The organism is Bacillus cereus group sp. Bc061 (assembly GCF_027715825.1).
In the GTDB taxonomy this organism is placed as follows: Bacteria; Bacillota; Bacilli; order Bacillales; family Bacillaceae_G; genus Bacillus_A; species Bacillus_A paranthracis.
This window is the reverse complement of sequence record NZ_JAQFTZ010000013.1, coordinates 39,522-65,701: the sequence shown is the minus strand read 5'-3', so window position 1 is coordinate 65,701 and position 26,180 is coordinate 39,522. Positions and strand designations below refer to the sequence as shown.

The following is a 26,180-nucleotide window of genomic DNA, read 5'->3' as shown; positions in this document are numbered from 1 at the left end:
CTTTATTTTATTTCTCTTTTATATTCTTTTTTCGTTCCATCAGAGAAGACAACTTCTAAATCAAATTTTTGATAGTCTTTATCAAGTTTGAACACGTTCACTACTTGATCGATTACTTCTTGGTCAGCAGTATCTTTATCAAATTTTAATTCTTGTAGAAGTGGGCTTAATTTTGTGATAGCCTCGTCTCCTGTTAATTTTACATCTGCTTTATGATCTTCAATTTTTGCTTCCATTTTCTTATCAGCTGCTACATTTTTATAGTCTGCTTCGTAGTCTTTCTTTGTATCTTGGTAGTCTGCCTTTAAATCGAATTCATTGAAGTTTAGTTTTAAATCTGCAGGAGCCTCGTTTTTTGCTTCTTCAGTCGTCTTTTTATTAGAAGTTGTATCTTCTTTTGCAGGAGCTTTACATCCTGTTAATGCAGGCACTAGCATAAGAGCTAATAAAACTGATAGTAGAGTTCTCATTATAAATTCCTCCTTATGTAAATTCGTTCTATACAAGTTTTTCCCAAAAACATGTAATTATGTATGTGTTGAAAATAAATTATTATTCTGTAGTCATAAGGGCTAATCCGCAATTTAAATCAAAAACGATTTGTATGTATATGGTAAATTGAAGTTGTGAGGGAGGGACTAAAATGCATGAAGAGTATAAAGAGATAATAAAAAAATCAATTGAATATATAGAGAATCACTTACATGAGGAGCTTACAACAGAAAGAGTGGCATCTTACAGTGCAGTATCGATGTACCATTTTCATCGTATCTTTCAAAGATATGTTGGGATGAGTGTAACGGATTATATTCGAAAGAGAAGGTTAACTCATGCTGCGCAGACTTTAGTATCGACTGAAAGAGCAGTTATTGATATTGCAATGCAATATGGTTTTTCCTCACAAGAGGCATTTACGAGAGCTTTTAAAAGAATGTTTCAATTGCCACCAAAGAAATATCGAAAGTACTTCCAGTCATTTTATATAGAAAGAGAGGGTGTTTCAATGCAAAAAGGTATACCGAAAGGATGGATCTTAAGTGGAAGTCATCCTGCTGAATATGAGATGGGTTTAGATTATGAAGTTGTCCATCAAGGGAAAGTATCTGCATACATAAAAGCAAAAGAGAATGTTACGCACGGAGGATTTTCAACATTAATGCAAATGTTCAGAGCAGATAAATATGTAGGGAAGAGATTACGTTTTACAGCATTTGTTAAGAGTGAAAATGTAAGAGATTGGGCAGGATTGTGGATGCGAGTAGATGGAAAAGAGACAGAACCGCTTGCTATGGATAATATGCAAAATCGTCCCATTAAAAATACGAATAATTGGCAATCGTACTCAGTTGTATTAGATATAAAAGAAGGAGCGCTTGGTATTGCATTTGGTGTTTTATTATCAGGAGAAGGTTATGTGTGGCTAGATAGTATTCGATTTGATGAAGTAGATGAAAAAATTCCTACAACAGATTTGGCAGAGAACTTTTATGAAACACTCTTAGAAGAACCAGTGAATCTACAATTTGAAGAATTAGAAAAATAAAAAAAGGAGAAAAGATATGCTCAAATATGTAAAACTAATAAGTATTAGTTTAGTAATATCGTCTTGTATTATGGGAATTAATTATTTAGTTAGCTATCTTTGGTCAGGGCATATACCTTCTTTGACGTGGAGAACATATTTGATGTTTGTGTTTATATTTATGATGAGTTTTAGTTCAATGCAAAAAGAAGGGGAAGAGGATTATTGACAATAGTTTTCTTTGCATTTCTTTCAGTAACATAAATGTTTCTAACTGTGTTTGGAAACGCAGGTATGATTTTTAATATTATCTCGCTATCACTACAACTTGTAAGTTCGGGTGTAATCGTACCACATGAAATGCTTTCTAAAACATATCAAACAATCGGCGGATTATTTCCTGCAACATATGCAGCGAATGGCTATTATACAATAATATTTGGAGGAGTTAGTTTAGAGAGAAATATTATTTCATTATTAGTTATTGTATTGGTTACATAATCAGTAGCAGTGATGACTTTAGCTATAAAAGGAATGGTAAAGGGAAGAAGAAGCTCTGTAGTTAAAGAAGCATAAAATAAAAAGGTATCCTCGGTGGGATACCTTTTTATTAGCGCTTATTATTTTGCAACTTCTGTCCACTTGTAGTTAAACTCACCACCGAAGTCAGTTGTTACAAGTCCTTTAATAAATCCGCGTTGTAAGTAAGAACGACCTTGTTGGTATAAAGGAGCGACAGCACCGTCTTGTAATAGAATTTTTTCAGCTTGCTTCATTGCTTCCCAGCGAGCTTTTTCATCACCAGCTAAATCTGTTTTTACTTTATGAATTAGCTCATCGTACTCTTTGTTAGAGTATTTATCGAAGTTGTAAGCACTATCTGTTGTAAATAAATCTAAGAATGTAATTGGATCAGCGAAGTCAGGGCCCCAGCCATCAATACCGATTTCATAGTCACCACTTAACAGTAGTTTTAACTGTTGTTTACGTGGTTGTGGTTTTAAATTCACTGTTAATCCATCTAAGTTCTTTTCTAGTTCACCTTTTAAATATTCACCAGTCTTTTTAGCTAAAGCATTATCACTTGTTAAGAGTTCAATTGTTACTTTGTCAGTACCAAGTTCTTGCTTCGCTTTTTTCCAGTTTTCTTTCGCTGTTTTCACATCATCTTTCACTAGATTTCCATTTTCTTTACGGAAGTCGTTGCCATCAGGACTTTTTGCGAATTTCGCAGGAACCATTCCTTCAGCTGCAACAGCGCCGTTATTTAAAATTGTTTCTACGTATGCTTTCTTATTCATTGCTCCGTTAATAGCAAGGCGTGCATGTTGATTTTTTAATGTTTCATTTTTTTGATTGAGTCGTAAAAATTGAATGCCAACTTCAGCGCGTTCTTTGAAGTTTGGATCGCCCTTATATTTATCAACAAACTCCGCAGTTAAAGCAACGCGATCAATTTGTCCTGAATCATATAAATTAACTTCTGTAGACTTATCTTTAACGACATTGAAGTTGATTTCTTCTAATTTCACCGTTTTAGCATCCCAATAGTTAGGATTCTTCTTCAGTTGGAAGCTTTGCTCGTGTTTCCAGTTATCTAATGTGAAGGCACCGTTGTAAATTAAATGATTTGTTTCTAAACCGTATTTATCGCCTTGAGACTTTAAGTACTCTTCATTAATTGGTAAGAATGTTGAGAATGTCGTTAAACTTAAGAAGTAGGGAACAGGACGATCTAGTTGTACTTCTAATGTTTTGTCATCAATAGCTTTGACCCCTAGTTGATCAATCGGCAATTGTTTTTGGTTTATTTGTTTCGCATTCTTTATATCGAAGAATAAGAATGCATATTCAGCTGCTGTATCAGGGTTTACGGCACGTTGCCAAGCGAAGACAAAGTCTTTTGCTGTAACAGGAGTACCGTTTGACCATTTTGAATCACGCAGATGGAATGTATATTTCGTTTTATCGGGACTAACGTCAACCGACTCAGCGACACCAGGAATCGGTTTATTATCTTCTCCCATTGCATATAACCCTTCAAAAACATTACGCATTACGTTCATGGATTCCCCATCCGTTGCTTTTGCAACATCCATTGTTGGAATTTCTGAAGCAAATGATAAGTTAATTGCTTGTTTATCAGGTGCTTTATCATTTGCTTTCGCTCCGCTTGCGTTATCTTTATTTCCCCCGCAAGCAGTTAGTAATAGACTTGCCCCTAAAACAGATGCAACAACAGGTACAACTTTTTTCTTCATTGTTCGTTCCTCCCTAAATGTGTTGTTTCGTAACGTCATAATGTCCATGTTTTGAAGTGTATCTATAGAAGAAGAGAAAACCTATTATAAATATGTACATGTAGGTAATCAGGTGTTCTATATGTATATACATGTTGAACTATAATTTATCATTATATGCTTCGACGTAGTAGACGTTATATTATGATGGTGAAATATTTCGTTTCTTTGATTATTTAGAATATTAACACTGGAGAGAACTATATGTCAATAATAAAAAGTTGAGCATTAATTTTTTAAAATAATATATTAAAAAAGCGGATTTCCTCTTATTGAGAATCCGCTTTTAATACATTTTTTTAATAAAATAATTACTGTAGATAGAAAAATATCGATTCAGCTTGCCTTTTATTTTTCAATTTGTGCCCATTTGAAGTTTAATTGACCTGCAAAGTCTACTTGCACAATTCCTTTCACATAAGAACGTTCTAAATAAGATTCGCCTTTTTGGTAAAGGGGAGCGATAACAGAGTCTTTAAATAATATTTTTTCAGATGCTAGTAATGCTTCCCAGCGAGCTTTTTCATCACCAGCTAAAGTCGTTTTCACTTTTTCAATTGTTTCATCGAATTCCTTATTAGAGTAATGATCTAAGTTGTAAGGGTTATTCGTTGTAAACAATTCAAGGAATGTAATTGGGTCAGCAAAGTCAGGGCTCCAGCCATCAATACCGATTTCATAGTCACCTTTTAATAAAAGTGAAACTTGTTGTTTACGTGGTTGTGGTTTCACATTTACTGTTAATCCATCTAAATTCTTTTCTAGTTGTCCTTTTAAGAACTCACCTGTTTTCTTATCAAGGTCAGCATCACTCGTTAATAATTCTAATGTAATCTTTTCAGAACCAAGCTCTTGTTTTGCCTTTTTCCATAACTCTTGTGCAGATTTTGTATCAACTTTAGTTAAATCTCCATTTATAGTACGGAAGTCCTTTCCATCAGGCCCTTTTGCAAAGTTTTTTGGAACGAGACCAAAGGTTGGTGTAGAGCCATCATTTAATAACGTATTTACAAAGGATTTTCGATCAATTGTTTGATCAATTGCTTGGCGTGCAGAAACGTTTTGCAGTACTTTGTTTTGTTGATTCATACGTAAAAATTGTACGCCTACGTTCGGGCGTTCTTTAAAGTTTGCATCCTTTTTATATTTATCAACGAAATCAGATGTTAATTTTATACGGTCTAATTGTTTTGATTCGAATAAGTTTACTTCTGTTGATTTTTCTTTTACGACGTTAAAATTGATTTCCTCTAGTTTGACAGTATCTTTATCCCAATAGGTAGGGTTTTTCTTGAATTTAAAGCTTTGTTCATGCTTCCAATCGCTTAGTGTAAAAGCGCCGTTGTACAAGATTGTATTGTCTTCTAAAGCGTACTTATCACCTTGTTTTTTAAAGAATTCCTCGTTAATTGGTAGAAATGTTGGGAACGCTGTTAAGCTAATAAAATAAGGAACAGGACGCTCTAATTCTACCTCAAACGTATGGTCATCAACTGCTTTTACACCAAGTTGGTCGGCTGGAAGTTCTTTGTTGTTAATTTTTGTTGCATTTTTAATATCAAAGAATAGAAATGCATATTCAGAGGCTGTTGCTGGATCGACAGCTCTTTGCCAAGCGAAGACAAAATCTTTCGCTGTAACAGGAGTACCGTTTGACCATTTTGAATCTCGCAGGTGGAATGTGTATTTCGTTTTATCGCCACTTACTTCATGAGATTTTGCAACACCAGGGACAGGTTTATTACCTTCACCAAGGTTATACAAACCTTCAAATACGTTTCTCATTACTTGACCAGAATCAGTATCTGTAGCACGAGCTGTATCCATTGTTCGTATTTCAGTAGGTGAAGATAAGTTTAAAACCTGTTTACTAGGCGCCTCGTCTTTTGCATTTGCTCCGCTTGCTTCGTTTTTATAACTACCGCAACCAGTTAATAAAATACTTACTCCTACAACTGATGCAATACCGGGTACAAACTTCTTTTTCATTTGATTTTCCTCCTAAATAATTAAGTTTGGATGATGATGAGGGAAATGAAAAATAAAAAATCCCTCTTTTCATATTGAGAAAGAGGGATTTTTACGTACAAGTTATGCACCCGTATATAAACGAAGTCCCTCATTCTATCTTTCAAGCTATAAAGCTTGCAGGAAGTGGCACAGTATTCAAAAATGAACCTGCTGCCGAGGTTTCAAAGGGCCAGTCCCTCCACCTCTCTTGATACAATGAGTAAACGAATAAACTTTATTAATTTTTGTGTTTCTTTGATAATTCAAAATCTTACACCTTGGATGATGAAGTGTCAACTGAATGAAATATAGTTTAAATTTTCAGTTTTCTTTAACGAAAAACCACTGCATATGGCAGTGGTTTTTCTACTAGAAGTTAAAGTTATCTGGATCTGGACCAACGCGACGATCTTCATTTAAAGCTTGAATTGCTTTCATATCATCAGCACTTAATTCAAAGTCGAAGATGTTTGCATTTTCAATAATACGATGTTCTTTAATTGATTTGGGAATTGTTACAACTTCGTTTTGTAAATCCCAGCGTAAAATAATTTGCGCAGTTGATTTATTATATTTTTTCGCAATTTCTTGCAACGTTGGATTATCTAGTAGTTGTCCTTGCATTAACGGTGACCAAGCTTCAAGCTGGATATTATGTTCTTTACAGAAATCGTGTAATTCTTCTTGTGCTAAACGTGGGTGGTATTCCACTTGATTGACCATTGGCTTAATTTCAGCAATTTCAAATACGTCTTGTAAGTGGTGAATGTGGAAATTACTCACACCGATAGCGCGAACACGGCCATCTTTATAAAGCTTTTCTAACGCTTTCCATGATTCAGTATATTTTTCTTTTACAGGCCAATGTACTAAATATAAATCTAAATATTCTAGACCTAATTTTTCTAATGTAGTTTCAAATGCTTGAAGTGTTGTTTCATATCCTTGATCGCTATTCCATACTTTTGATGTAATAAATAATTCTTCACGTGCAACACCTGATTCACGGATTGCTTGGCCAACGCCTTCTTCGTTTTGATAGATTGCTGCAGTATCAATGCTGCGGTAACCATTTTTAATTGCTGATTTTACAGATCCAATTACTTCTGAACCATCTTCTACTTTAAAAACACCTAAACCGAACCAAGGCATTTTTACACCGTTATGTAATGTTGTATAGTCTTTTAAACTTGTTAAATTCATATTATTTCCCCCTAGCTTTTTTGTTTGTTGCTTCTACTGCTTTTTGAATTGCCTCTGAAAAATTATATTCATATAAAGCTTTGAGACCTTCAGCTGTGGAACCACCTGGCGTTGTTACTTGTTCACGGAGGTTAGCTGGATCTTGTGTTTGTTCAAGCATAGAAGCAGAGCCAGAAATCATTTGAATGACAAGGTGTTTTGCGGTTGCTTCATCGACTCCATAACTTTTTGTTGCTTCAATTAAACTTTCAGCAAAGTAATAAAGGAAGGCTGGTGCACTTCCAGTAACTGCAGTAAGTTGATGAACTTCTTCCTCGGTACAAAGTTGCGAAGTACCAATGCCCCCTAAAAGCAATTGCAGGGTTTCTTGATCAGTCTCGTTTACGAATTGTCCCATCGTGTATAAGGAGATAGACTTACCAATTTCAGCAGCTGTATTTGGCATAATCCAAGCAACAGGCGTTCCTTTAGGAAGTCTTTCTTCTAAAGAAGATGGGCCGATGCCGGCAGCTACCGTTACGACAAGTTGATTCGATAGTAACGGAGATAACTCTGCTAATAATTCTTCATGTGCAGAAGGCGGCATTGCTAAAACAATCGTATCAACAGACGTAACATGTTGTTTCCAATCTGTTGTAGTAGACACATTATATCGCGCTCGTAATTGATCTAGCTTTTCTACGTTACTTCGGTTAGAAACGATAATCTCTTCGATGTATTCTTTGCTTGTTTTAAGTAATCCGGAAAATATAGCTTCTGCCATACGACCAGCACCAATAAATAGAATTCGATGTTTAGTTAGCATATCCTCTATTCCTTTCTAGTGGAGATATGTTATAAAAAACGATACCATTTTTAAGAGAATTTTGTAAAAAGAAAAGGCTTATTGTAGATGGAATAGATAATGAAAAGTAGGAAATTAATGGTGAAAGGGAGAGTGATTCCTTATACTGGTGATAGGGAATTTATTACACATCTGGGGAGAGATGATTATGATTAGAAGTCCGCTCTTTTTACTCATTACTAGTATTATTTGTGTATTGGTTGGATTGTATATTCAATCGAGCTATATTGAAATCTTTGCATCGGTCATGGGAATTATTAATGTTTGGCTATTAGCAAGAGAAAAAGTATCCAACTTTTTATTCGGTATGATTACCGTTGCGGTATTTCTGTATATTTTTATTACACAAGGTTTATATGCAATGGCAGTATTGGCAGGTTTTCAATTTATATTTAATGTATATGGTTGGTATCATTGGATTGCACGTAGTGGGGAGGAAGAGGTAAAAGCAACAGTTCGTTTAGATTTGCAAGGTTGGATTTTTTATATAATCTTTATTTTAGTTGCATGGATTGGTTGGGGGTATTATCAAGTCCATTACTTAGAATCAGCAAGTCCATATTTAGACGCTTTAAATGCTGTACTAGGATTAGTAGCTCAATTTATGCTAAGTCGAAAAATCCTAGAAAACTGGCATTTATGGATTTTATATAATGTAGTTAGTATTTCAATTTATATCTCCACTGGGTTATATGTTATGCTAATATTAGCTGTTATTAATCTCTTTATATGTGTAGCGGGTTTGCTAGAGTGGAAGAATAATTATAAGGGCCAAAAACATACAAATAATTATATCTAGAAAATAATTAGAATTAAAAAACCCCTGAAGCATATGTGCCTCAGGGGTTTTTTAATAGATTATAAGTTTATGCTTTTGTCATACCAAGTAATACAGCGCCGCCGATAATTAAAACACTACCTAATGCAATAAAGATCAATTGACGTTTCGTTTTCTTTTCGCCTAAGAAGACAATCGCACCAAATGTTGAGATAACGATTCCAGTTTGAGATAATGGGAAGCTTGTTGCTACTCCGACACGTGGTAATGAAAGAAGTAAGAATAAGTTTCCAGTTCCCCATAGTAAACCAGATAAAGCGTTACGGATTGCATATTTGTTAAATGGTTTATGTTTAGATGTCAGTACAACCGCACCAACAAACATACCAACTGCTTGTGGTAAAATAGCAGACCAACCATCGATGTTATACCAACGAATAATAATTACATATACAAGATAGCCAAAAGTAGAAACAATTAAAGTAAGAAGTCCCTTTTTCAATTGTCCTGGTGGCTGAGCATTTTCTTTATCATCTAATGATGTGAATACAACACCAACTACGATTAATAGGATTGCAATCGTCCCCAGAATGATCGTTGTAGTAGTAGTCCACTCACGGAAAGCGATAACCCCAAAGATAGAAGTTGCAACAAGTTGCATACCAGTAGAAATTGTTACAGTAGTTGAAACGCCTAGTTTTTCAACTGTTTTTAATTGGTTTACTTGTCCTAAAGCCCAGAATAAACCTGAAATAAAACCAACAATCAAGATTGTCATTGTTAAAGCTGGTTGAGTAAATACATACATAATTGTTGCGAAGAATAGAGCACCGATTGTCATACCTACCGTTTGGCTATATGCACCACCGCCCATTTTTACGCTTACTAATAAGATGTTTCCCCATGCAATTGCAGGAAGAAGCGCTAATAAAATGTCCATTACAAGACTCCCTTCGTTTTGCTATACCAATATAATTACATATCGTTCTAACGATCGGTAATGCCCCACTACTAGAGTAGAAGATTACCGATCGCTAAAACAGGATGAAGAATTCACGATATAAATGCGTTTTCATTTCTTCATTTTTTCAAACACCTCCATATAATAACAGGAAATTGCCTATTTTAGAAAGTAAATTCAAATAGAATGTATATTTAAATAAAATTTAAAATTCAGTTATTTCCCGGTGGTATATTTTTATTTCCTAAGAAATAAAAAAGCAGCTTCAAAAAGAGCTGCCTTAAGAGTTAGTAATTCTTTTATTAATAAGCTGAATACATAGCAAAAATAGGAGGGACATACTAATAGTGATAACTACTAGTGTCCAGGCGAGCTGCATATTACTTGCATCAATGGCCATGTAAATGGCAGTTGGGATAGTCTGTGTTTTACCAGGAATGTTTCCGGCAAACATGAGCGTAGCACCAAACTCACCAAGCGCACGAACAAAGCTCAAAATCATTCCACTTAGTAAGGCAGGAAATGCAAGCGGAAGTGTGACGTGTAGAAAAACTTGATATTCACTTGCACCAAGGTCACGAGCACTTTCTTCAATTTGTACATTCGCGATAGAAAATCCTGTTTTTGCTGATTGGTACATAAGCGGAAATGCAACAACTGTAGAAGCAATGATAGCAGCAGTAGATGTGAACATAATAGATTGCTGAAATATTGATTCTATCCACGTTCCAATAGGACTGTTATTTCCAAAAATGATAATGAGAAAAAAGCCGATTACAGTTGGCGGAAGTACCATTGGTAGTAAGAAAATAGTTTCTAATATTACTTTATATCTCCATGAGGAGCGTGCTAGCGCTCGTCCGATTATCGTTCCTAAAATGGTAACGATAATGGTGGCACATGCAGCTACTCGTAAAGATAGAAAGATTGGTGATAAAATAGTATCAAAGCTCATGGCAATTATGATAGGACTGTAAATCCGTATTTTTTAAAGATAGATTGTGCATCTTTTGACTGCAAATACTCATAAAATGAAGTCGCCTCTTTCTTGTGTTTAGATTCTTTTATAACACCTAAAGGATAGTGAATTGGCTCATGAGAAGTAGCCGCTGCTGTCTCACCAATTTTTACTTTGTTTGAAATAAGAGCATCTGTTTTGTATACAATACCAGCATCAACATTACCTGTTTCTACATATGTTAACACTTGGCGAACATCTTTTGTAAATACGACTTTATTTTGAATGTCATTCCAAAGATTTTCATGTGTGAGAGAAGCTTTTGCGTATTTTCCCGCAGGTACAGATTCAGGTGTACCAAGTGCGATTTTTTTTATTTTTTCATCTTTTAAATCTTGAATTTTTGTAAGAGAACTATCTTTTGGGACGACTAGAACGAGTTCGTTTCCAAGGAGATTTTTCCCCTCTTGTTCATTAATGAATCCTTTTTTAACGAGAGTTTGGAATTTATCTTCGGCTGCTGAGAAGAATAAATCAGCAGGTGCACCTTGTTCGATTTGTTGTTGAAGTGCACCAGAAGCGCCGAAGTTAAAAGAAAGTTTAATATTAGGTTCTTTTTCTTTATATTTTGTTTCAATTTCTTTTAGCGCATCTTGTAAGCTTGCAGCTGCTGATATAGTAAGTTCAACCGTTTTTCCTTCTTTAGCGGTTGATTTCTCTTTCTTCTCTCCGCTTGTACATGCAACACTAAATATAAGAAGAAAAGAAAGGATAAGTGCCCCGATGGATTGTAATGTAAACTTATTCATAAAAAATCCCCTTTCGTTTTGACATAATTAATTATAACTAAATATAACTAAATATAACTAGTTATAATTGAATATAATTTGAACGATGTAGTTATTTTTAAAATATAGGAGAAATATTCTTTTCTTTGTTACAATGAAGAAAGAAAGTGAGGAATCGTCTATGGATCATCATTCCTACACAACGGAAGAAGTAGCGAAGCGATTAAAAGTATCAAAATTAACTGTATACGATTTAATTAAAAAAGGAGAACTGCCTTCTTATAGAATTGGTAGACAGATGCGCATTGATGCAGCAGATTTAGAACAATATATTAAGCAAATGAAAACAGGTAACGTACAAGTTACTTCTGTAAAGAATGACAGTAATAGTATCTCGAATACATGTATTATTAGTGGACAAGAACTAACGTTAGACATGTTGGCAAAACGTATAGAAAATCGCCTGCCAAGTTCAAATATATTAAGGGCATATCAAGGTAGTTTAACGAGCCTAGTAAAAATGTATCAAGGAGAAGGAAGTATCGTTAGCTTGCATTTGTTTGATGGCGAAACGGGTACATATAATGTTCCTTACGTAAAACGTATTTTAGTAGGACAACCATGTACGATGATTAATTTATTAGCAAGGAACGTTGGGTTTTATGTGCAAAAGGGAAATCCAAAAAATATAAAAACATGGGCTGATTTATCTCATTCATCTATACGATTTGTAAATCGAGAAAAAGGTTCTGGTATTAGGGTACTAGTGGATGAACAATTGCGCATTCAAAAGTTAAATAAAGAGAATATTAGTGGATATGAATGGGAAGAGTCGAATCATCTTGGTGTTGCCACGCAAGTGGCGAATGGGAAAGCTGATGTGGGAGTAGGATCAGAAAAGTTTTCGCAAATTGTAAATGTAGATTTTATTCCAATCATGAAAGAGCAGTATGATTTAGTGATTTTGAAGAATAAAGAAAATGAAAAGCTGATCGAAGTTGTAAAAGACATTCTGCAATCGGAAGAATTTCATAATGAACTAAAAGCGATTGGCGGATATGATATGACGAAAACAGGTCAAACTATATATGAAACAAACTAAAAAGCTGCTTGTCTATAAGACGAGCAGCTTTTTCTATATATAAAGGGGTTTGAGGAAACAAAGTGTTAAACAAGACCTTTAGCAAGTGTGTAAATGAAAGCTGTAAGAAGAGTCGCTCCACTTGCAAGTCCGATAAAGTCTGATTTGTTAAATGTAATGTTGTTCATTATAATCTCTCCTTATTTGTTTAATGTAGTTGCAACAGCTTTTGCATCGACAAGTGCGGATAGCACCATGCCCATTGTATTTAAAAATTTGTTTGATTTCATTTTGTTCATCATGCGTATCCGCTCCTTTTCGAATTGTTGTTGCCCTGCTTTATATCTTAATTATAGGAAATATGATCGCCTGCAACTATCGAATTAGCTTACGGAAGACTTACACTTTTGTAAGAAAAAAAGACATTCGTGTAAGAATGTCTTTTAAAGCATATTAATGTGGTGGTGCTCTTCGATTGTTTTTAAAAAGCTACGCATTGAATTTGTCATATAGCTATCCTTGCGGCGTATGAAAACCGTTGAAATACTGCCGTATTTTTCAGGGATTGCATGACAATGTACTTTCCCTGCTTTAGAAAGGTGGTGGACAGCAGACTGTGGTACGAGCGTAATTCCAAGGCCGAGTGCAACACTGTTTAATATAGTCTCTAATATATTAAATTCCATAATTCTTTTTGGTAGCAAACCTTCATCTTTCAGCCATCGTTCTAGTTTGGAACGGTATCCACATCCTTGGTTAAAAACGAGTAAAGGCGTTGTTGTAAATTCTTCTATATGAAAAGCTTTATTTTGTGTTACAAGCATTAATTTCTCTGTACTAACATCGTATTGTTCAATAAGGGGATGTTTTATTGGCCCTGATATAAAAGCACCGTCTAATTGATGATCGAGTACTTCTCTAATTAATTCTTCTGTTAAACCTGCTTGTAATGATAAATCGACGTTCGGATAGCTTTTATAGTAAGAAGATAAAATGGTAGGTAATGTACTTACTGTTTCGACAGTACCGATTTTTAATATGCCAGAGGGTGTTTCACTATCTAAAAATACTTGTTTTAGCTCCTCAACATCTTGCAAAATTTTATTAACATAAACGAGCATTTTTCTTCCTTCAGCTGTTAAAGTCATGCCTCGTTTATGACGATAAAAGAGCGGTGTTTTCAGCTCGTTCTCCAGTTGTTTAATACGCGTTGTTACATTTGATTGTACGTAATTTAATTCCTTTGCTGCGCTACTTACACTACCTTGGTCAGCAACGCTCTGGAAGATTTGTAAATCTCTTAATTCCATAATACGATCCTCCTTGATGTTAACTATCATTATAAATGATAGTTAACATCATTTTGAATCATTTTACGTGATATATTTTTTCTTTTACAATTCTCTTTGTGCAAATAGAAAGAAGTGGGGGATTGCGGTGAGAAAAGGTCAAATGATAATAGGCGCTTTAGCGTGTTTAATTGCAAGTATGTCATGGGGAGCAATGTTTCCAGTTGCTGATCATGCGTTAGAATACATAGATCCATTTTACTTTTCGCTTATTCGCTATGGAGCGGTGGCGATAATGCTGATTGTATTGTTGTTAATGAAAGAAGGAAAACGGGCATTTCGTTTAGAGGGAAGAGGAAAGTTACTCGTCTTTTTCGGAACGATGGCGTTTACTGTATATAATGTACTTGTATTTTTAGGTCAAATGTTAATGGGAAAATCAGGTGTGATGGTAGCCTCCATTATGGAAGCACTTATGCCGATGATTTCTATTTGTATTTTATGGGGATATAAGCATGTAAAACCGAAAAAATATATGATAACGAGCATGATTATCGCTTTTGTAGGGGCTTTATTTGTTATTACAAAAGGTGATATGAGTTTCTTTTTAACATTGAAAGATAACATGTTTTCACTAGCATGTATATTTGTTGGAGTTGTAGGTTGGGTTATTTATACGATGGGTGGTCAAACGTGTAGCGATTGGTCGACATTACGTTACTCTACATTGACGTGTGTATTCGGTACGACCGTTACAGGAATTATAACGATAATTATAACGGCGTTTGGATATGTTTCAGTTCCGAGTATGGGAACGATTTTTATTGTGAAATACGATTTATTATTTATGATGACATTACCAGGAATAGTAGCGTTACTAGCTTGGAACTATGGTGTGAAAATTTTATCGTCCATTAATGGGATTTTATTTATTAATTTTGTACCAATTACAACTTTAGTTATTATGATGATGCAAGGATATCAAATAACAATGTTTGATATTGTAGGGACTTTACTTGTTATTGCGGCACTTATTCGTAATAATGTTTGTCAGAGGAAAGAAGAAAATATCAACAAGAGAATTTTAGAAGAAGAGCAATTACGTCAAGCTGTTTAATAGGCAATTGGAGGATTTTACATGTTAGAAAGTTTATTGTTTTTCTTTGCCGTCGGATTTGCTTGTGAGCTTGCAGCAATTAATCGAAATGGTCGTAAGAAGATAAAACAACAAGCTGAAATGATAGAGCTTTTAAAAGAGTTAAAAGAAAGAAACATTTAAAAAGACGACCGGGCATAGACGGTCGTCTTTTTCTATATAAAGGGGAAAGGGGACACAAAGTTATACAAGCGTAGCAGCGTAAATAAAAGCAGTAAGAAGAAGAGAGCCGCTAGCTAATCCTAAAAAATCTAATTTGTTAAAAGTGATGTTATTCATGATGCATTCTCCTTACTTATTTAATGTAGAAGCAACAGCTTTTGCATCGATAAGAGCGGAAAATACCATGCCCATTGTATTTAAAAGATTGTTCGTTTTCAGCTTGTTCATCATATTGATCCGCTCCTTTTCGAATAATGGTTGCCCTGTTTCTGACTTAATTGTATGAAATATCGCAAGAAGTAACTATCGAATTAGCTTACAAGAAAATTACACTTTTGTAAGAATTGAAATTTAACAATTAATACTCATTTTTATTACCAACTCCTATAACTTAGTGTTATAATTAAGGTAAGAAAATGACTATACTTCGGATGTTCAGAAAGGAACGAAACCAATGTATAAACCAATTACATTTTTGTTGAAATATATATTTAAAACAGCTGGGAAAGTAGAAGTGCAAGGAAGAGAAAAGCTACCAGAAGGTGGCCCGTATGTTGTTGCGTGTACACATACAAGTTTTATGGATGTATTAATGTTAGCTACAGGGATGTACCCGACGGAAATTCATTACATGGCCAAAAAAGAATTATTTGAAGGGAAATTCAAAAATTGGTTCTTTAAAAATGTAAATGCATTCCCTGTAGATCGTGCAAATCCAGGACCGAGTACACTTAAAATTCCATCACGCTTATTAAAAGAAGGAAAAGTGGTAGGGATTTTCCCAAGTGGAACGAGATCGACAGAAGATGTTTCGTTAAAAGCTGGTGCTGTGACAATTGCGATGCGTTCTAACGTTCCATTAATACCAGCAGCTTATGTTGGTCCATCAAGTGTAAAAGAATTAATAAAGGGGAAAAAGGCACAATTGATTTTTGGAGATCCGATTCAAATTGATGCTGAAGAACAAATAGATCGGAAAACAGCTATGAAAATGATGACCGACCAATTAAATGAGAAGTTTGAGGAGCTAAAGGAAGCTTTGGAATCAAATCAAAAGTAAGAAAAGACGACCGGGCATAGACGGTCGTCTTTTCTATTACTATTTATAATAAAGTGAAACTTTAATCAGTGGGGGGTCTTCATCCCCCGCTGATTATTAGCCCTCACCAATCGGACTTTTATGGGCAGTTGATCCCCTACCTAACTTCTTTGCTTTCGTTGAATTTTGAGGTGGGGGTCTTACTGCCCATTAAAGTGGGATAAAGGGGAAAGGGGACACAAAATTTATACAAGCGTAGTGGCGTAAATAAAAGCAGTAAGAAGAATCGAGCCACTAGCCAGTCCTAAAAAATCTAATTTGTTAAAAGTGATGTTATTCATAATATATTCTCCTTACTTGTTTAATGTAGAAGCAACAGCTTTTGCATCGATAAGAGCGGAAAATACCATGCTCATTGTATTTAAAAAATTGTTTGATTTCATTTTGTTCATCATATAAATCCGCTCCTTTTCGAATAATGGTTGCCCTGTTTCTGACTTAATTGTATGAAAAATAGCAGAGAGTAACTATCGAATTAGCTTACAGGGAAATTACACTTTTGTAAGAAAAATGAATGAAGGTGTAATGATGAGAAGGTTTGACATATGTTCATGGAATTTATTAATTTAAAAGTAGAGGTGAATGTATGGCTAATATTAAAGATATTGCAAAGATGGCGGGAGTTTCAGTTACGACTGTTTCGAGAGTATTGAATGATCATCCGTATGTAAGTGAAGAAAAAAGGAAAGCGGTTATAGAGATAGTTGAGAAGTTGAATTACTCACAAAACGCAAATGCTGTTCATTTATCAAAAGGAAAGACGAATATTGTTGGTGTAATTCTCCCTTACATTAATCACCCGAGCTTCGATGCAATGGTAGGGGGAATGATGGAGGGAGCGTTAACTCATAACTACAAGGTGCTACTTTGCCAAACAAACTATAATAAAAAAGAAGAAATGAAAAGTTTACATATGTTAAAAACGAAACAATTAGATGGCCTTATTATTTGTTCACGTGCAAATGATTGGGAAATGATAGAACCGTATGCTTCATACGGCACAATCATTGCTTGTGAAGACAATGATATTTCAAATATCTCAAGTGTATATACAAATCATTCGGCAGCTTTCCAGCTAGGAATGAATCACCTTATTGAAAAAGGTTATAAAAAAATTGGTTATTGCACGGGGAGAAAGCTAGGACCGAGTAGTCAAAAGCGTTTTGATGTGTATAAGCGTCAATTGCAATCTATAGATGAAGAAGTGAATGAAGAATGGATTTTCACAGAATGTTTTACGTTAGAAGATGGTGTGAGAGTGGCTCATAAATTAAAGGAGATGCAGCATCTTCCTGAAGCATTAATAGTAGCAGGAGATGAGGTTGCAATTGGGGTTATGACGGAAGCTGAAAAATTAGGTATTCAAGTTCCTGAAGACTTAGCGATTATTGGATTTGATAACCAACCTATTTCGCAAGTGTTACAACTTACAACTATTGATCAAAATTTAAAGGAAATAGGTAAAAAAGCCTTTGAAATGTTTTATCGGCAAACAAATGCTGAAAGTTCTAAACAAGAAAAGGTGGAAATTCCATATGAACTTGTGGAGCGATCTACAGTGTAGTTTTAATCCGTTATGTGTATAAGTGCATAACGGATTATTTTTTTGAAATACCTTTGACAGGAAACGCGTTTCATACTTTATAAAGGGGTTAAACCGGTTTGTAACAATCCATGGATTCTTTTCAAAAATAGTATTTGGAGGGAAATGCATGAATGAACTTTTATTAAGTATAAAAAAGTTTTTAGGGAATGACGAAAATGTTTTAGCCTTTGTGGTGGGGGTTTTTGAGAAGGATCATTTCACGTTATGTTATCAACATGGGATTTTTGTTGCGACTACTAGACGTCTCCTGTTTTACGGAAAATTTCCATACTATCCTTCAACATTTAAAGAGTACTCATATTTGCATATAGATAGCATAGTTTTTCGCCCGTATTTCGAATTTATTTGTAATCATGAAACCATCCGAGCTAAGTATATTCAGAAGGGGAATGTGGAGCAATTTGTCCGTATAGTTAGAGCAAATGTGAATAATTAATCACCCCTCTGTTTAAACATAATATCCTGGTCTTTGTGAGGTAAAATGCGGAATAAAAACAACTTCTAAACCTCTAGGAGATAGTGATACAATGTCAAATGGGGGGAGGGTATGAACTATGGTTAATCAACGTATAAAGGAAATAACACTAATTACAATTGGTTCATTATTATTCGCAATTGGTATTAATTACTTTGCAATTCCAAACCGTTTATCGGAAGGTGGAATTATTGGTTTAACGGTTGTTACGTACTACTTATTTGATTGGTCACCAGGGGTTGTGAACTTTGCTATAAATGCAATTTTACTAGCTGTTGGTTATAAATTTTTTGATAAGAAAACGATGGTTTATACAATTTTAGGGATTGTAGAAACATCTTTGTTTTTATATGTTACGGAACATATTGAGTATCATGTAAATAGTGATACTTTATTAGCGGCACTATTTGCTGGTGTATTTGTCGGTATCGGATTAGGCTGTATGTTCAAAGCTGGAGGTACATCAGGGGGATCGGCAATTTTAGCACGGTTAGCAAATCAATATTTAGGTTGGAGCGTCGGTAAAGGTGTACTTATTATTGATATCGTTGTAATTGCTGGTTCCGTATTTATAATAGGGCAAGAAAAAGCGATGTACACACTTGTTGCAGTATTCATCGGAGCGAAAGTAATTGATTTCATTGTAGAAGGAATGGACACAAAAACGGCTGTTACAATTATTTCAAATCAACCAGAGTTAATACGTGAGGCTATTACGAAAAACATGACACGCGGCGTTACTGTATTAGAAGGGCGCGGCGGATATACTGGTAAAAATAAAGAAGTTTTATATGTTGTTATTAATAAACAAGAGCTTGTTAAGTTAAAGCAAGTTATTAGTCGAGTAGATGACGATGCTTTCGTCGTTATCCATGATGTACGTGATGTACTTGGTGGGGGCTTTAAAGCGAGCTAAAAGGTGAACGAGTAAATTCGTTCACCTTTTTTTAATTCTTACAAAAATGTAAGTGTAATGTAATGAGATTCAATAGTAGATTATATTCCTTCTTTTTAAAATGGATGTATATATATCCTGCAGAGGAGGAATGTTTATTATGAAGAAAAAAATGATCACTACTATAATAGCGATGATAGTCATAGTAATAATGTTACTACCTACGAAACTTGGACCGGTTATCGATAAATATAATCCATTTTATAAGACGAAAGAATACTATACGGTTGTGAATACAATTGGTCAGCATATTGGCGATGAGTGGTATGAATATGAATTTATTGCATTTGACGAACGTGGAAGAGAACAAAAAATAAAGAAGACTGTTAAGCATATGTTAAAGAGAGATGAAACATTAAAGGTGTACGCAAAAGGACGCTACGGCGAGTCGATTGAAGAAATTGAAGCTGTAAATATTCCTATTAATGCAAAGAGTAAACTTTTAGCGATGAGATAGCGGATTATACCCCCACCTATTTTTTGTCGAAAATAAAAATACTAGGTAGGGGTATTTTAGTGTATGTGAAAAAGCCTTGGTCCATATGGACCAAGGCTTTTTTTATTATATAAAGGGGAAGGGGGTACATTGTAGTAGCATGAGTGAAAGGTATAAGAAGAGTGGCTACTAACAATGCAATTTGGTTATGTGAGTGTTCTTCTTATTTGGCTTACTTTCTAAATTTATTGTACGAAATATTGATAAGGGAAACTATCGAATTACATTACACCTAGCTTACAAACATGTAAGTCTTCTGTAATGTAATTCGATAGTTAAAAGCTATTGAATTTCATATAGTGTAATTAGAAAGTCTCACTATATTACTTTCTGTTTGTAATGTAATGAAGAATGAAAAACCAACTACTTTTTAATAGCCCTCATCTGTATGTAGATGGGGCCTTTTTTATAAACCTTACAACATTGTAAGGTTTACGTAAGTTAATTCGATAGTAAATTTGTCATATTTTTTGCATAATAGATACAAATAGATAAAAATAATTAGGGATATAGTAAGAAGGGAGAAGAATGGGATGCGTAAAGAAGAAGTAGTGAAGTTTCCAATTAAAGATTTCTGTAGCTACTTTACTGTTGCCGTAGTATGTATTGGGTTATTTGATATCATAACAAACTTAATTGTTAAATAATATAGATGACAAAACAAGAAGGGAGATCCTTTCTTGTTTTTTTTATGGGGGAATAAAGGTGAAGTGGATTGATAGTCATATACATGTTGACCAATATAAGGATGAAGAGAAAAGTAAATTACTTAAAGATGTGGAACATAGTAAAGAGATAAAGGGGCTTATTGCAGTATCTATGAATTATCAATCATGTAAAGAAACTTTATCTTTAGCAAAACTATATCCTTTTGTACATCCAGCAATAGGTTTTCATCCGGAGCAACCGATTCATAAAGAAGAATGTGAGCAAATTTATAAATTAATTGAAGAGCATGTAGATGATATAGTTGCGATTGGTGAAGTTGGCTTACCGTATTATTTAAGAAAAGAAGATGAGCGCATTGCTATCAATTCGTATATATCAGTGTTACAACGGTTTGTTGAACTAGCTAGTAAATATGATTTACCAATTATATTACATGCAGTGTATGAAGACGCTGATATTGTATGTGATTTACTGGAGAAATATAAAGTTTCACGTGCACACTTTCATTGGTTTAAAGGAAGTGAAACAACAATGAAACGGATGATGAGGAATGGTTATTACATTTCTATCACGCCAGATGTTTTACATAAGGAGAAGATTAGAAAAATTGTTTCGTATTATCCTCTTGAATATATGATGGTAGAAACAGATGGACCGTGGGAATTTCAAGAGGGTGTTATGACACATCCGAGAATGATTCGAGAGGTATTAAAGGAAATTAGTGTTATAAAAAACGTAGCTGTTGATAAGGTTGCAGAAACGATATATGAAAATACGATTCAATTTTACCCCGCTATTTTCCAGAAATTAAGACCCTGAATGATTAAGATTTCACTTTATTTGAAGGGATAGGAGAGTTTCTCTTATCTCTTTTTTATGGATATTTTTTCTAATATTTTCTATAATTTGTGATGTATTTAATTTGATGAAGAAAGTAGGGGAGAAAATGGGGAAAGCATATAAAAAAATAGCTATTACAATTATGGTTGGTGCACTTTCACTTGTAGCGTTTGGTTGTGAAACAGAAAAAAAGACTATAAATTCAAATGCCACACAAGAAAATAAAGAAGTACAAATTGATCCAGTAGTTGAAAAACAGATGAAAGAAAATGAGAAAAACGGGAATTTGGTTGGAAACATCTCTAACCAAGGAAAGATGGCAGAGAGTAAAGGTTGGATTTACTATTCTGTAAATGGTGATAAAAATACAGGAGGCATTTATCGTACGAAAGATCAGTTTCAGACTTCGGAACGTGTAGTGGAAGGTGTAAATGCTTCTTACATAAATATAAAAAACAAAGCTTTATATTTTATTCATACGGATGAAGAGAAGAACGCGGGAGTATCTTCTCTAATGAAGTATGATATATCTAATAAAAAGTTAGATACGTTAAAAGCGGATACAAATTATGTTTATATAAAAGATCAAACTTTATTTTATCCGAAAAAATATTCTGAGCATGGTGGTTTTGATATTGTAGGGATCGCAAAAATCAATTTGAAGACGGGACAGGAAGAAGAAGCGGTATTTAAAAATTCTGGTTGGTCTCGAACGATAGATGATAGTATTCTACATTGGAATAAAAATCGTGGAACACAAATGACAAAGGATAATAAAACTTGGTCAAAAGAAAATTATGCAACAATATCTAGTGCTACGTATAATAATGAAAAATTATATGCTGTTGTCGACTTTTCGTTACCTTTTGAAACAAATGAAGCTGAGCATGGCATATATGAAATAGACGTTCAACAAAATAATGAAAAGTTATTGGTAAAGGATGCCTTGCAGATGAATGTGAAAGGGGATACTTTTTATTATTTAAAAAAGGATGGAGTATATAAGAAGAAAATAAATGGTGGAAATGAAAAAGTAATTTATAATAAAGCGTTTGAACCAACTAAATCCTATTTATATTTTGTAGCAGGAGATATGTATCTCTATACGGATAATGGAACTATCATGAATTTGGATACAAAGAAATCAAATGAAGTAAAAGATAAGAAGCTAGCAGATAACGTTATGTTACAGAAAGTATGGAATGCACAGAAGGAACTGACTAATGTTCAAATGGCTGCACTAACAGGAAACCCAAAACGAGTAGGGGATTTTTCATACGGGGAATTAGTGAACCCTATTTATAATAAGAAAGATAATTTAGAGACTACGCTATCTACGTACTTCTCAAAATCATTTATAGCAGAGTATATGAAGAGTAAATATATTAAAGAGTTAAATGGAAAAATGCACTATGCTATTGGAGATCCAGGGTCAAAAGCAGCAACTAAATTTACAAAAATTATTTCTGCTGAGTTAAAGGATGGGAAAATAAAAGCGCAGGTTGAAACGTATAATGACTATGATAATGTAACGGAAACAGTAGAAGTTGAATTTATTTATGAACATAATCAATGGGTTATTAATAATATGCCACGTTTTGGTTTAAGTTAAAAAAACCACCAAGCATTTTGCTTGGTGGTTTTGTATTAGGATTCTAATTTTTTCGCACGTCTTAATAATAAGAGAAAGACAATGACGAGGAAACCGAGTATAAGGAAGAATCCATATTGTTTTATATAATCTATTATGTCACTTGCGCTTGTTGGTTTTTCAACGTGAATGCCGTCTTTATTAGTAGTGATATGAATATCTTTCATTTTCACTTCATTTGTTTCTTTTTGTAAATCAATCCATTCTATATTTGGAATACTTTCTAGATCCTTTAGTACTTCTTTTAATGGTTTTACACCTAAGTAAGGATGATAGAATGCACCAATAACTCCATCGGATAATTTGGCAACAGATACAGCATTTGCTTTCATTTTAGCAATAGCGTGTGGTTTATCTTCTTCGATAAATCCAACTGTTTCAGGCATTAATTTCATGCCATGTAAAAATGATGGTGTACTTCTGTATGCAGGAGAGTGCATAGATTTCCAAGTTGTGTCACTTAACTGTAGTTGTCCTACATAAGTTGAAAAGTATCTTGATAATATTTCATATCCTTTTTGAGACATCGTGTAATGAGGTGCTTCAAATGCGACCGGATATAGTTTGGCATCTACAAGTTCTTGAATGCCTTTTTCAATATGATCAGTCGTATATTTTTCTTCAAATTCTTCCCCTTTTTTTACGTATGTATTATATGCCTCTATATTAGGGAAATCATCTTTTGTTTTTGGTTTTTCATGCTTCGGTTGACGAATTGGTTGGTCTGTTTTTACGTCCCAAAATTCAAAACCTTCACCAGTTTCACTATCATAAAATTGGTGAGTATAACCATGCATAATAATTGCTGCACCATCATCTTGCATAGAGCGTAAAAGATCGACTAGTTCAGGTTTATCTTTTAAATGTAGTGTTTTACCTGTTTCTGGATCCGTATATACAGGAATAACAGTGATCATGTATGGCATCTTTTTCTCTTTTAATAATTCAGCAATTTCTTTTAATTGATTTATATCTGCGGCTGGATGAACGTCTTCAAGACGTAAATAAGCTTCCACTTTATTTTTCGTTGGCTTTTGTTCAAAGTAAGAAAATAACATTTCGCCGACGTAATGAGACATCCAATCAAAAAGATGTGGTGTAGCAACGTAGTAAGATGTTTCATGCTGAACGATTAATGGATTCTTGCTATTTGAACTTAAAGCGTTAGCAAGAACAGTTCCGTTTGTATCAAACGATTGAATCAAACGTTCTTCTTCTAGAGTGTTTTTTAATTTATTACTTGGATATTCGATTTTATTAGCTCGTATATCATCATCCTTTAGGGTAATGAAAGAAAAGCGATTAGATAATTGTTCAACATTTTGTCCTAGAACTAATACCGGGCCGGAGAAAGTTTCTAGAAGTTGCTTTGCTTCAGTAGAAAGCTCTTCTTTTTGTTCACCGATATAGACGATATGTGTATAAGAGGATGAATGAGTGAGTTCATTAGCCTTGTTTAAACTTTTCGTAGTTATATCGTTTGTAAAATGGCCTAATTGAGTATTAAGGATTTGAATATTACTTGTAATCTTATCGTCTTTTGTACTATATAAAACAAGTACTTTTGGTTTTGATGACGTTTGTGCAGAGATGTGGATAGGTATAAGAAGTAAAATACTGAACAAGAGTATTATGCACTTTTTCATTTTGTCTGCTCCTATTCTATATGTAGAGTTCAATTTAAAATTATATACAAGAAATACGTTGTAGTCTATGAAAGTTACATTTTTTCACGTATTTACCAGCTGTTTTTTCACAAAATCGGTCTAAAGCATGATGATAATATGTATAGTTATTTGCTATGATAAAAGAGTAAGAGAATGATAGAATGTGGGTAATTGTAAAGGGAAGAAGGCTGAAAGGGGACAAATTTCAGCGGAGAAAGAGGTAGAGGTAGTGAAGAAATTCTTTGTAGGATTTTTAGTTGTTCTTGGAGTGTACTTATACTTCCAAGGAAAGTCTGAAGGAATGGGCAAATTAGTAAATGAGACAAGCTATGTTGACTCAGAAGAAGCAAAACAGATGAAACAAATTATTATAGAGGAAGCAAAGAAAGTCAATCTTCCAGAATGGATACCTCTTACAATTGCCGAACATGAAAGTCGATTAAATCCAAGAAGTGTTGGAGATAACGGAACTTCATTCGGATTGTTTCAATTGCATCGCGGTGGTGGACTTGCACCGGATCATTTAACGGATGACGAGCTGAAAGATCCACGTACAAATGCGCAAATTGCAATGCCGCATTTAATGAAAGGATATAAGCGCGGGGTGCAAAAAGGTTTGACGGATTTTGCATTATTAAAATATATAGCAAATACATCTGGATGGCCAGGGAATTTAGGGCCAGAGTGGACGGATAATAATATGAAGTATAACATCGGATTAGAAGATGTGTACTATCGAAATAAAGGTGTAATTAAAGAGTAGGTTTTTGATACCTACTCTATTTTTTGTGGATAATCGCGTCGTTTTGTTTTGTGAAATACGCTGCTAGTTGTATTTTTACGTCTTCTAGTTTGGTGGAAACTTGCGGTATTTTATATCCTACATATAACGGTGAAACGACAAATCTAGGAACAACTTTACAAATGATTTTTCCGTTTAAGTAATAGAAGAATAAGTTATAACTACTACATCCTTTATGGAAATCTGTCAGTATGTAACGTACAGTTTGCTGAATATAAGTTGCTAGTTCATCTATGCATCCAATATCTTCGATAATGATATTAAATTCAGTAAAACCGATAATAGGACGATCTGAGATATTGAGTTCAATGTGTTCGTTCTTTTGAACAATTACGCCTTGGAAGTTGTCGTGTTCTACGTTATCGAGGTAGTTTACATATTTCATTCCAATAATCTGCATGTGTGCATGATGCAAACTTCCACCTGAGAATGGACCATGATTTTTGTATAAAATTACAGATGTGAATTCTTCATTCTTCTGTAAATCTAACCAATGTTTAATGGAGAAACGAATTAGCGATTTCATATGTTCTTCTGTATATGTCGCAATATGGTCTTCACAATTATCTGTTTCGATTAGCACCGTTTGAAATGTATCTTTTAATGTAGGAAATTTGTTTTTTAGCCAAATAATTGAGCCCTCAATTGCTAAAATATCCGTTAAATTTTCTCTGTCACAAAAAGGACATGCAGCGCTTCTATTCCGGATGCTTTCTGGTTTTTGTTTGCCAATATCGTTTAAAAAGTATAGTTGTTGTGTATCCATTTGTATATATGCCCCTTTAAAATATGTGTAAAAATCCCGCTTAATACATTCGGGATAAGGAGAAGAAAATCCTTTAAAGGGAATATAAAAAATAAAAGACAA

28 protein-coding genes, 1 pseudogene and 1 riboswitch are annotated in these 26,180 nt (G+C 34.2%); of the genes and pseudogenes, 15 read left to right on the top strand and 14 right to left on the bottom strand.

Features of this window, described 5'->3' with window-relative positions:
- Positions 1 to 2 precede the first annotated feature (2 nt).
- Positions 3 to 470, bottom strand: coding sequence for a YusW family protein (locus PDQ40_RS25470; protein WP_001259643.1), 468 nt, complete (start codon positions 468 to 470; stop codon positions 3 to 5).
- A 173-nt stretch (positions 471 to 643) separates the two neighbouring features.
- Between PDQ40_RS25470 and PDQ40_RS25465 the strand changes: the two genes are divergently transcribed.
- From PDQ40_RS25465 to PDQ40_RS25455, 3 genes and pseudogenes are all read left to right on the top strand, one after another.
- Positions 644 to 1,543, top strand: a complete 900-nt coding sequence (locus PDQ40_RS25465; RefSeq protein ID WP_000544209.1) for a helix-turn-helix transcriptional regulator — start codon at positions 644 to 646, stop codon at positions 1,541 to 1,543.
- A gap of 16 nt (positions 1,544 to 1,559) precedes the next feature.
- Positions 1,560 to 1,751, top strand: coding sequence for a hypothetical protein (locus PDQ40_RS25460; RefSeq protein WP_000922550.1), 192 nt, complete (start codon positions 1,560 to 1,562; stop codon positions 1,749 to 1,751).
- A 2-nt stretch (positions 1,752 to 1,753) separates the two neighbouring features.
- Positions 1,754 to 2,098, top strand: a pseudogene (locus PDQ40_RS25455) (YhgE/Pip domain-containing protein); the annotation flags it as partial.
- Between the two features lie 44 nt (positions 2,099 to 2,142).
- On the opposite strand, the gene PDQ40_RS25450 reads toward PDQ40_RS25455, so the two are convergent.
- The 4 genes from PDQ40_RS25450 to proC form a co-directional block, all read right to left on the bottom strand.
- The gene (locus tag PDQ40_RS25450; protein WP_000731077.1) at positions 2,143 to 3,783 is read right to left on the bottom strand and encodes a peptide ABC transporter substrate-binding protein; all 1,641 of its coding nucleotides are present in this window, start codon (positions 3,781 to 3,783) and stop codon (positions 2,143 to 2,145) included.
- Positions 3,784 to 4,170: 387 nt separating this feature from the next.
- On the bottom strand, positions 4,171 to 5,811 hold the full coding sequence (locus PDQ40_RS25445; RefSeq protein WP_000726476.1) for a peptide ABC transporter substrate-binding protein: 1,641 nt from the start codon (positions 5,809 to 5,811) through the stop codon (positions 4,171 to 4,173).
- A 132-nt stretch (positions 5,812 to 5,943) separates the two neighbouring features.
- Positions 5,944 to 6,050: riboswitch (SAM riboswitch) on the bottom strand.
- A gap of 151 nt (positions 6,051 to 6,201) precedes the next feature.
- Positions 6,202 to 7,035: an aldo/keto reductase gene (locus PDQ40_RS25440; RefSeq protein ID WP_048557054.1), complete on the bottom strand. Its 834-nt coding sequence runs from the start codon at positions 7,033 to 7,035 to the stop codon at positions 6,202 to 6,204.
- Between the two features lies 1 nt (position 7,036).
- On the bottom strand, positions 7,037 to 7,840 hold the full coding sequence (gene proC, locus PDQ40_RS25435; RefSeq protein ID WP_270691725.1) for a pyrroline-5-carboxylate reductase: 804 nt from the start codon (positions 7,838 to 7,840) through the stop codon (positions 7,037 to 7,039).
- A gap of 187 nt (positions 7,841 to 8,027) precedes the next feature.
- On the opposite strand from proC, the gene pnuC reads away from it, so the two are divergent.
- Complete coding sequence (pnuC, locus tag PDQ40_RS25430) at positions 8,028 to 8,678, top strand: nicotinamide riboside transporter PnuC (RefSeq protein ID WP_270691724.1); 651 nt, start codon at positions 8,028 to 8,030, stop codon at positions 8,676 to 8,678.
- 67 nt (positions 8,679 to 8,745) lie between these two features.
- On the opposite strand, the gene PDQ40_RS25425 is transcribed toward pnuC, so the two are convergent.
- The 3 genes from PDQ40_RS25425 to modA all read right to left on the bottom strand — a co-directional run bounded on the left by PDQ40_RS25425 (position 8,746) and on the right by modA (position 11,385).
- Entirely contained in the window at positions 8,746 to 9,597 is an 852-nt protein-coding gene (locus tag PDQ40_RS25425; RefSeq protein ID WP_000353544.1) for a GRP family sugar transporter, read from the bottom strand.
- A 301-nt stretch (positions 9,598 to 9,898) separates the two neighbouring features.
- The gene (gene modB, locus PDQ40_RS25420; RefSeq protein ID WP_001996525.1) at positions 9,899 to 10,573 is read right to left on the bottom strand and encodes a molybdate ABC transporter permease subunit; all 675 of its coding nucleotides are present in this window, start codon (positions 10,571 to 10,573) and stop codon (positions 9,899 to 9,901) included.
- 5 nt (positions 10,574 to 10,578) lie between these two features.
- On the bottom strand, positions 10,579 to 11,385 hold the full coding sequence (modA, locus tag PDQ40_RS25415; protein ID WP_001032220.1) for a molybdate ABC transporter substrate-binding protein: 807 nt from the start codon (positions 11,383 to 11,385) through the stop codon (positions 10,579 to 10,581).
- A gap of 133 nt (positions 11,386 to 11,518) precedes the next feature.
- Here modA and PDQ40_RS25410 point away from each other — a divergent pair, with 133 nt between their 5' ends.
- Positions 11,519 to 12,466: a helix-turn-helix transcriptional regulator gene (locus PDQ40_RS25410; RefSeq protein ID WP_000712209.1), complete on the top strand. Its 948-nt coding sequence runs from the start codon at positions 11,519 to 11,521 to the stop codon at positions 12,464 to 12,466.
- Between the two features lie 65 nt (positions 12,467 to 12,531).
- Here PDQ40_RS25410 and PDQ40_RS25405 read toward each other — a convergent pair whose 3' ends face one another.
- Together PDQ40_RS25405 and PDQ40_RS25400 are read right to left on the bottom strand one after the other, a co-directional pair.
- On the bottom strand, positions 12,532 to 12,633 hold the full coding sequence (locus PDQ40_RS25405; protein ID WP_001060016.1) for a DUF3948 family protein: 102 nt from the start codon (positions 12,631 to 12,633) through the stop codon (positions 12,532 to 12,534).
- A 255-nt stretch (positions 12,634 to 12,888) separates the two neighbouring features.
- Complete coding sequence (locus PDQ40_RS25400; RefSeq protein ID WP_000423059.1) at positions 12,889 to 13,755, bottom strand: LysR family transcriptional regulator; 867 nt, start codon at positions 13,753 to 13,755, stop codon at positions 12,889 to 12,891.
- A 127-nt stretch (positions 13,756 to 13,882) separates the two neighbouring features.
- Between PDQ40_RS25400 and PDQ40_RS25395 the strand changes: the two genes are divergently transcribed.
- A complete protein-coding gene (locus tag PDQ40_RS25395) occupies positions 13,883 to 14,851 on the top strand; it encodes a DMT family transporter (protein ID WP_001225439.1) in 969 nt (322 codons plus the stop codon).
- Between the two features lie 21 nt (positions 14,852 to 14,872).
- Complete coding sequence (locus PDQ40_RS25390; protein WP_270691723.1) at positions 14,873 to 15,013, top strand: YrzO family protein; 141 nt, start codon at positions 14,873 to 14,875, stop codon at positions 15,011 to 15,013.
- 60 nt (positions 15,014 to 15,073) lie between these two features.
- Here the strand turns inward: PDQ40_RS25390 and PDQ40_RS25385 are convergent, their stop codons facing one another.
- Positions 15,074 to 15,169, bottom strand: a complete 96-nt coding sequence (locus PDQ40_RS25385) for a DUF3948 family protein (protein WP_001060007.1) — start codon at positions 15,167 to 15,169, stop codon at positions 15,074 to 15,076.
- A gap of 337 nt (positions 15,170 to 15,506) precedes the next feature.
- Here PDQ40_RS25385 and PDQ40_RS25380 point away from each other — a divergent pair, with 337 nt between their 5' ends.
- Positions 15,507 to 16,112 carry a lysophospholipid acyltransferase family protein gene (locus tag PDQ40_RS25380; protein ID WP_000277774.1) on the top strand — a complete coding sequence of 202 codons (606 nt, stop codon included), beginning with the start codon at positions 15,507 to 15,509 and terminating at the stop codon, positions 16,110 to 16,112.
- Between the two features lie 224 nt (positions 16,113 to 16,336).
- Here PDQ40_RS25380 and PDQ40_RS25375 read toward each other — a convergent pair whose 3' ends face one another.
- Positions 16,337 to 16,432: a DUF3948 family protein gene (locus tag PDQ40_RS25375; RefSeq protein ID WP_001060001.1), complete on the bottom strand. Its 96-nt coding sequence runs from the start codon at positions 16,430 to 16,432 to the stop codon at positions 16,337 to 16,339.
- A gap of 305 nt (positions 16,433 to 16,737) precedes the next feature.
- Between PDQ40_RS25375 and PDQ40_RS25370 the strand changes: the two genes are divergently transcribed.
- The 6 genes from PDQ40_RS25370 (at position 16,738) to PDQ40_RS25345 (ending at position 22,804) form a co-directional block, all read left to right on the top strand.
- Positions 16,738 to 17,715 (top strand): LacI family DNA-binding transcriptional regulator, encoded by a 978-nt coding sequence (locus PDQ40_RS25370; RefSeq protein WP_001273908.1) that lies wholly within the window; start codon positions 16,738 to 16,740, stop codon positions 17,713 to 17,715.
- A gap of 148 nt (positions 17,716 to 17,863) precedes the next feature.
- The gene (locus tag PDQ40_RS25365; RefSeq protein WP_001004212.1) at positions 17,864 to 18,193 is read left to right on the top strand and encodes a PH domain-containing protein; all 330 of its coding nucleotides are present in this window, start codon (positions 17,864 to 17,866) and stop codon (positions 18,191 to 18,193) included.
- Positions 18,194 to 18,311: 118 nt separating this feature from the next.
- The gene (locus PDQ40_RS25360) at positions 18,312 to 19,148 is read left to right on the top strand and encodes a YitT family protein (protein WP_000248051.1); all 837 of its coding nucleotides are present in this window, start codon (positions 18,312 to 18,314) and stop codon (positions 19,146 to 19,148) included.
- Between the two features lie 139 nt (positions 19,149 to 19,287).
- Positions 19,288 to 19,644, top strand: a complete 357-nt coding sequence (locus PDQ40_RS25355; protein WP_000728419.1) for a YxeA family protein — start codon at positions 19,288 to 19,290, stop codon at positions 19,642 to 19,644.
- 744 nt (positions 19,645 to 20,388) lie between these two features.
- A complete protein-coding gene (locus PDQ40_RS25350; protein ID WP_000871072.1) occupies positions 20,389 to 21,171 on the top strand; it encodes a TatD family hydrolase in 783 nt (260 codons plus the stop codon).
- A 127-nt stretch (positions 21,172 to 21,298) separates the two neighbouring features.
- Entirely contained in the window at positions 21,299 to 22,804 is a 1,506-nt protein-coding gene (locus tag PDQ40_RS25345; protein ID WP_000513821.1) for a DL-endopeptidase inhibitor IseA family protein, read from the top strand.
- Positions 22,805 to 22,839: 35 nt separating this feature from the next.
- On the opposite strand, the gene PDQ40_RS25340 is transcribed toward PDQ40_RS25345, so the two are convergent.
- A complete protein-coding gene (locus PDQ40_RS25340; protein ID WP_000710537.1) occupies positions 22,840 to 24,489 on the bottom strand; it encodes a DUF2334 domain-containing protein in 1,650 nt (549 codons plus the stop codon).
- Positions 24,490 to 24,739: 250 nt separating this feature from the next.
- Here PDQ40_RS25340 and PDQ40_RS25335 point away from each other — a divergent pair, with 250 nt between their 5' ends.
- Positions 24,740 to 25,273 (top strand): transglycosylase SLT domain-containing protein, encoded by a 534-nt coding sequence (locus PDQ40_RS25335; RefSeq protein WP_000713259.1) that lies wholly within the window; start codon positions 24,740 to 24,742, stop codon positions 25,271 to 25,273.
- Between the two features lie 16 nt (positions 25,274 to 25,289).
- On the opposite strand, the gene PDQ40_RS25330 is transcribed toward PDQ40_RS25335, so the two are convergent.
- Positions 25,290 to 26,078 carry a DUF4931 domain-containing protein gene (locus tag PDQ40_RS25330; RefSeq protein WP_061536083.1) on the bottom strand — a complete coding sequence of 263 codons (789 nt, stop codon included), beginning with the start codon at positions 26,076 to 26,078 and terminating at the stop codon, positions 25,290 to 25,292.
- Between the last annotated feature and the right edge of the window lie 102 nt (positions 26,079 to 26,180).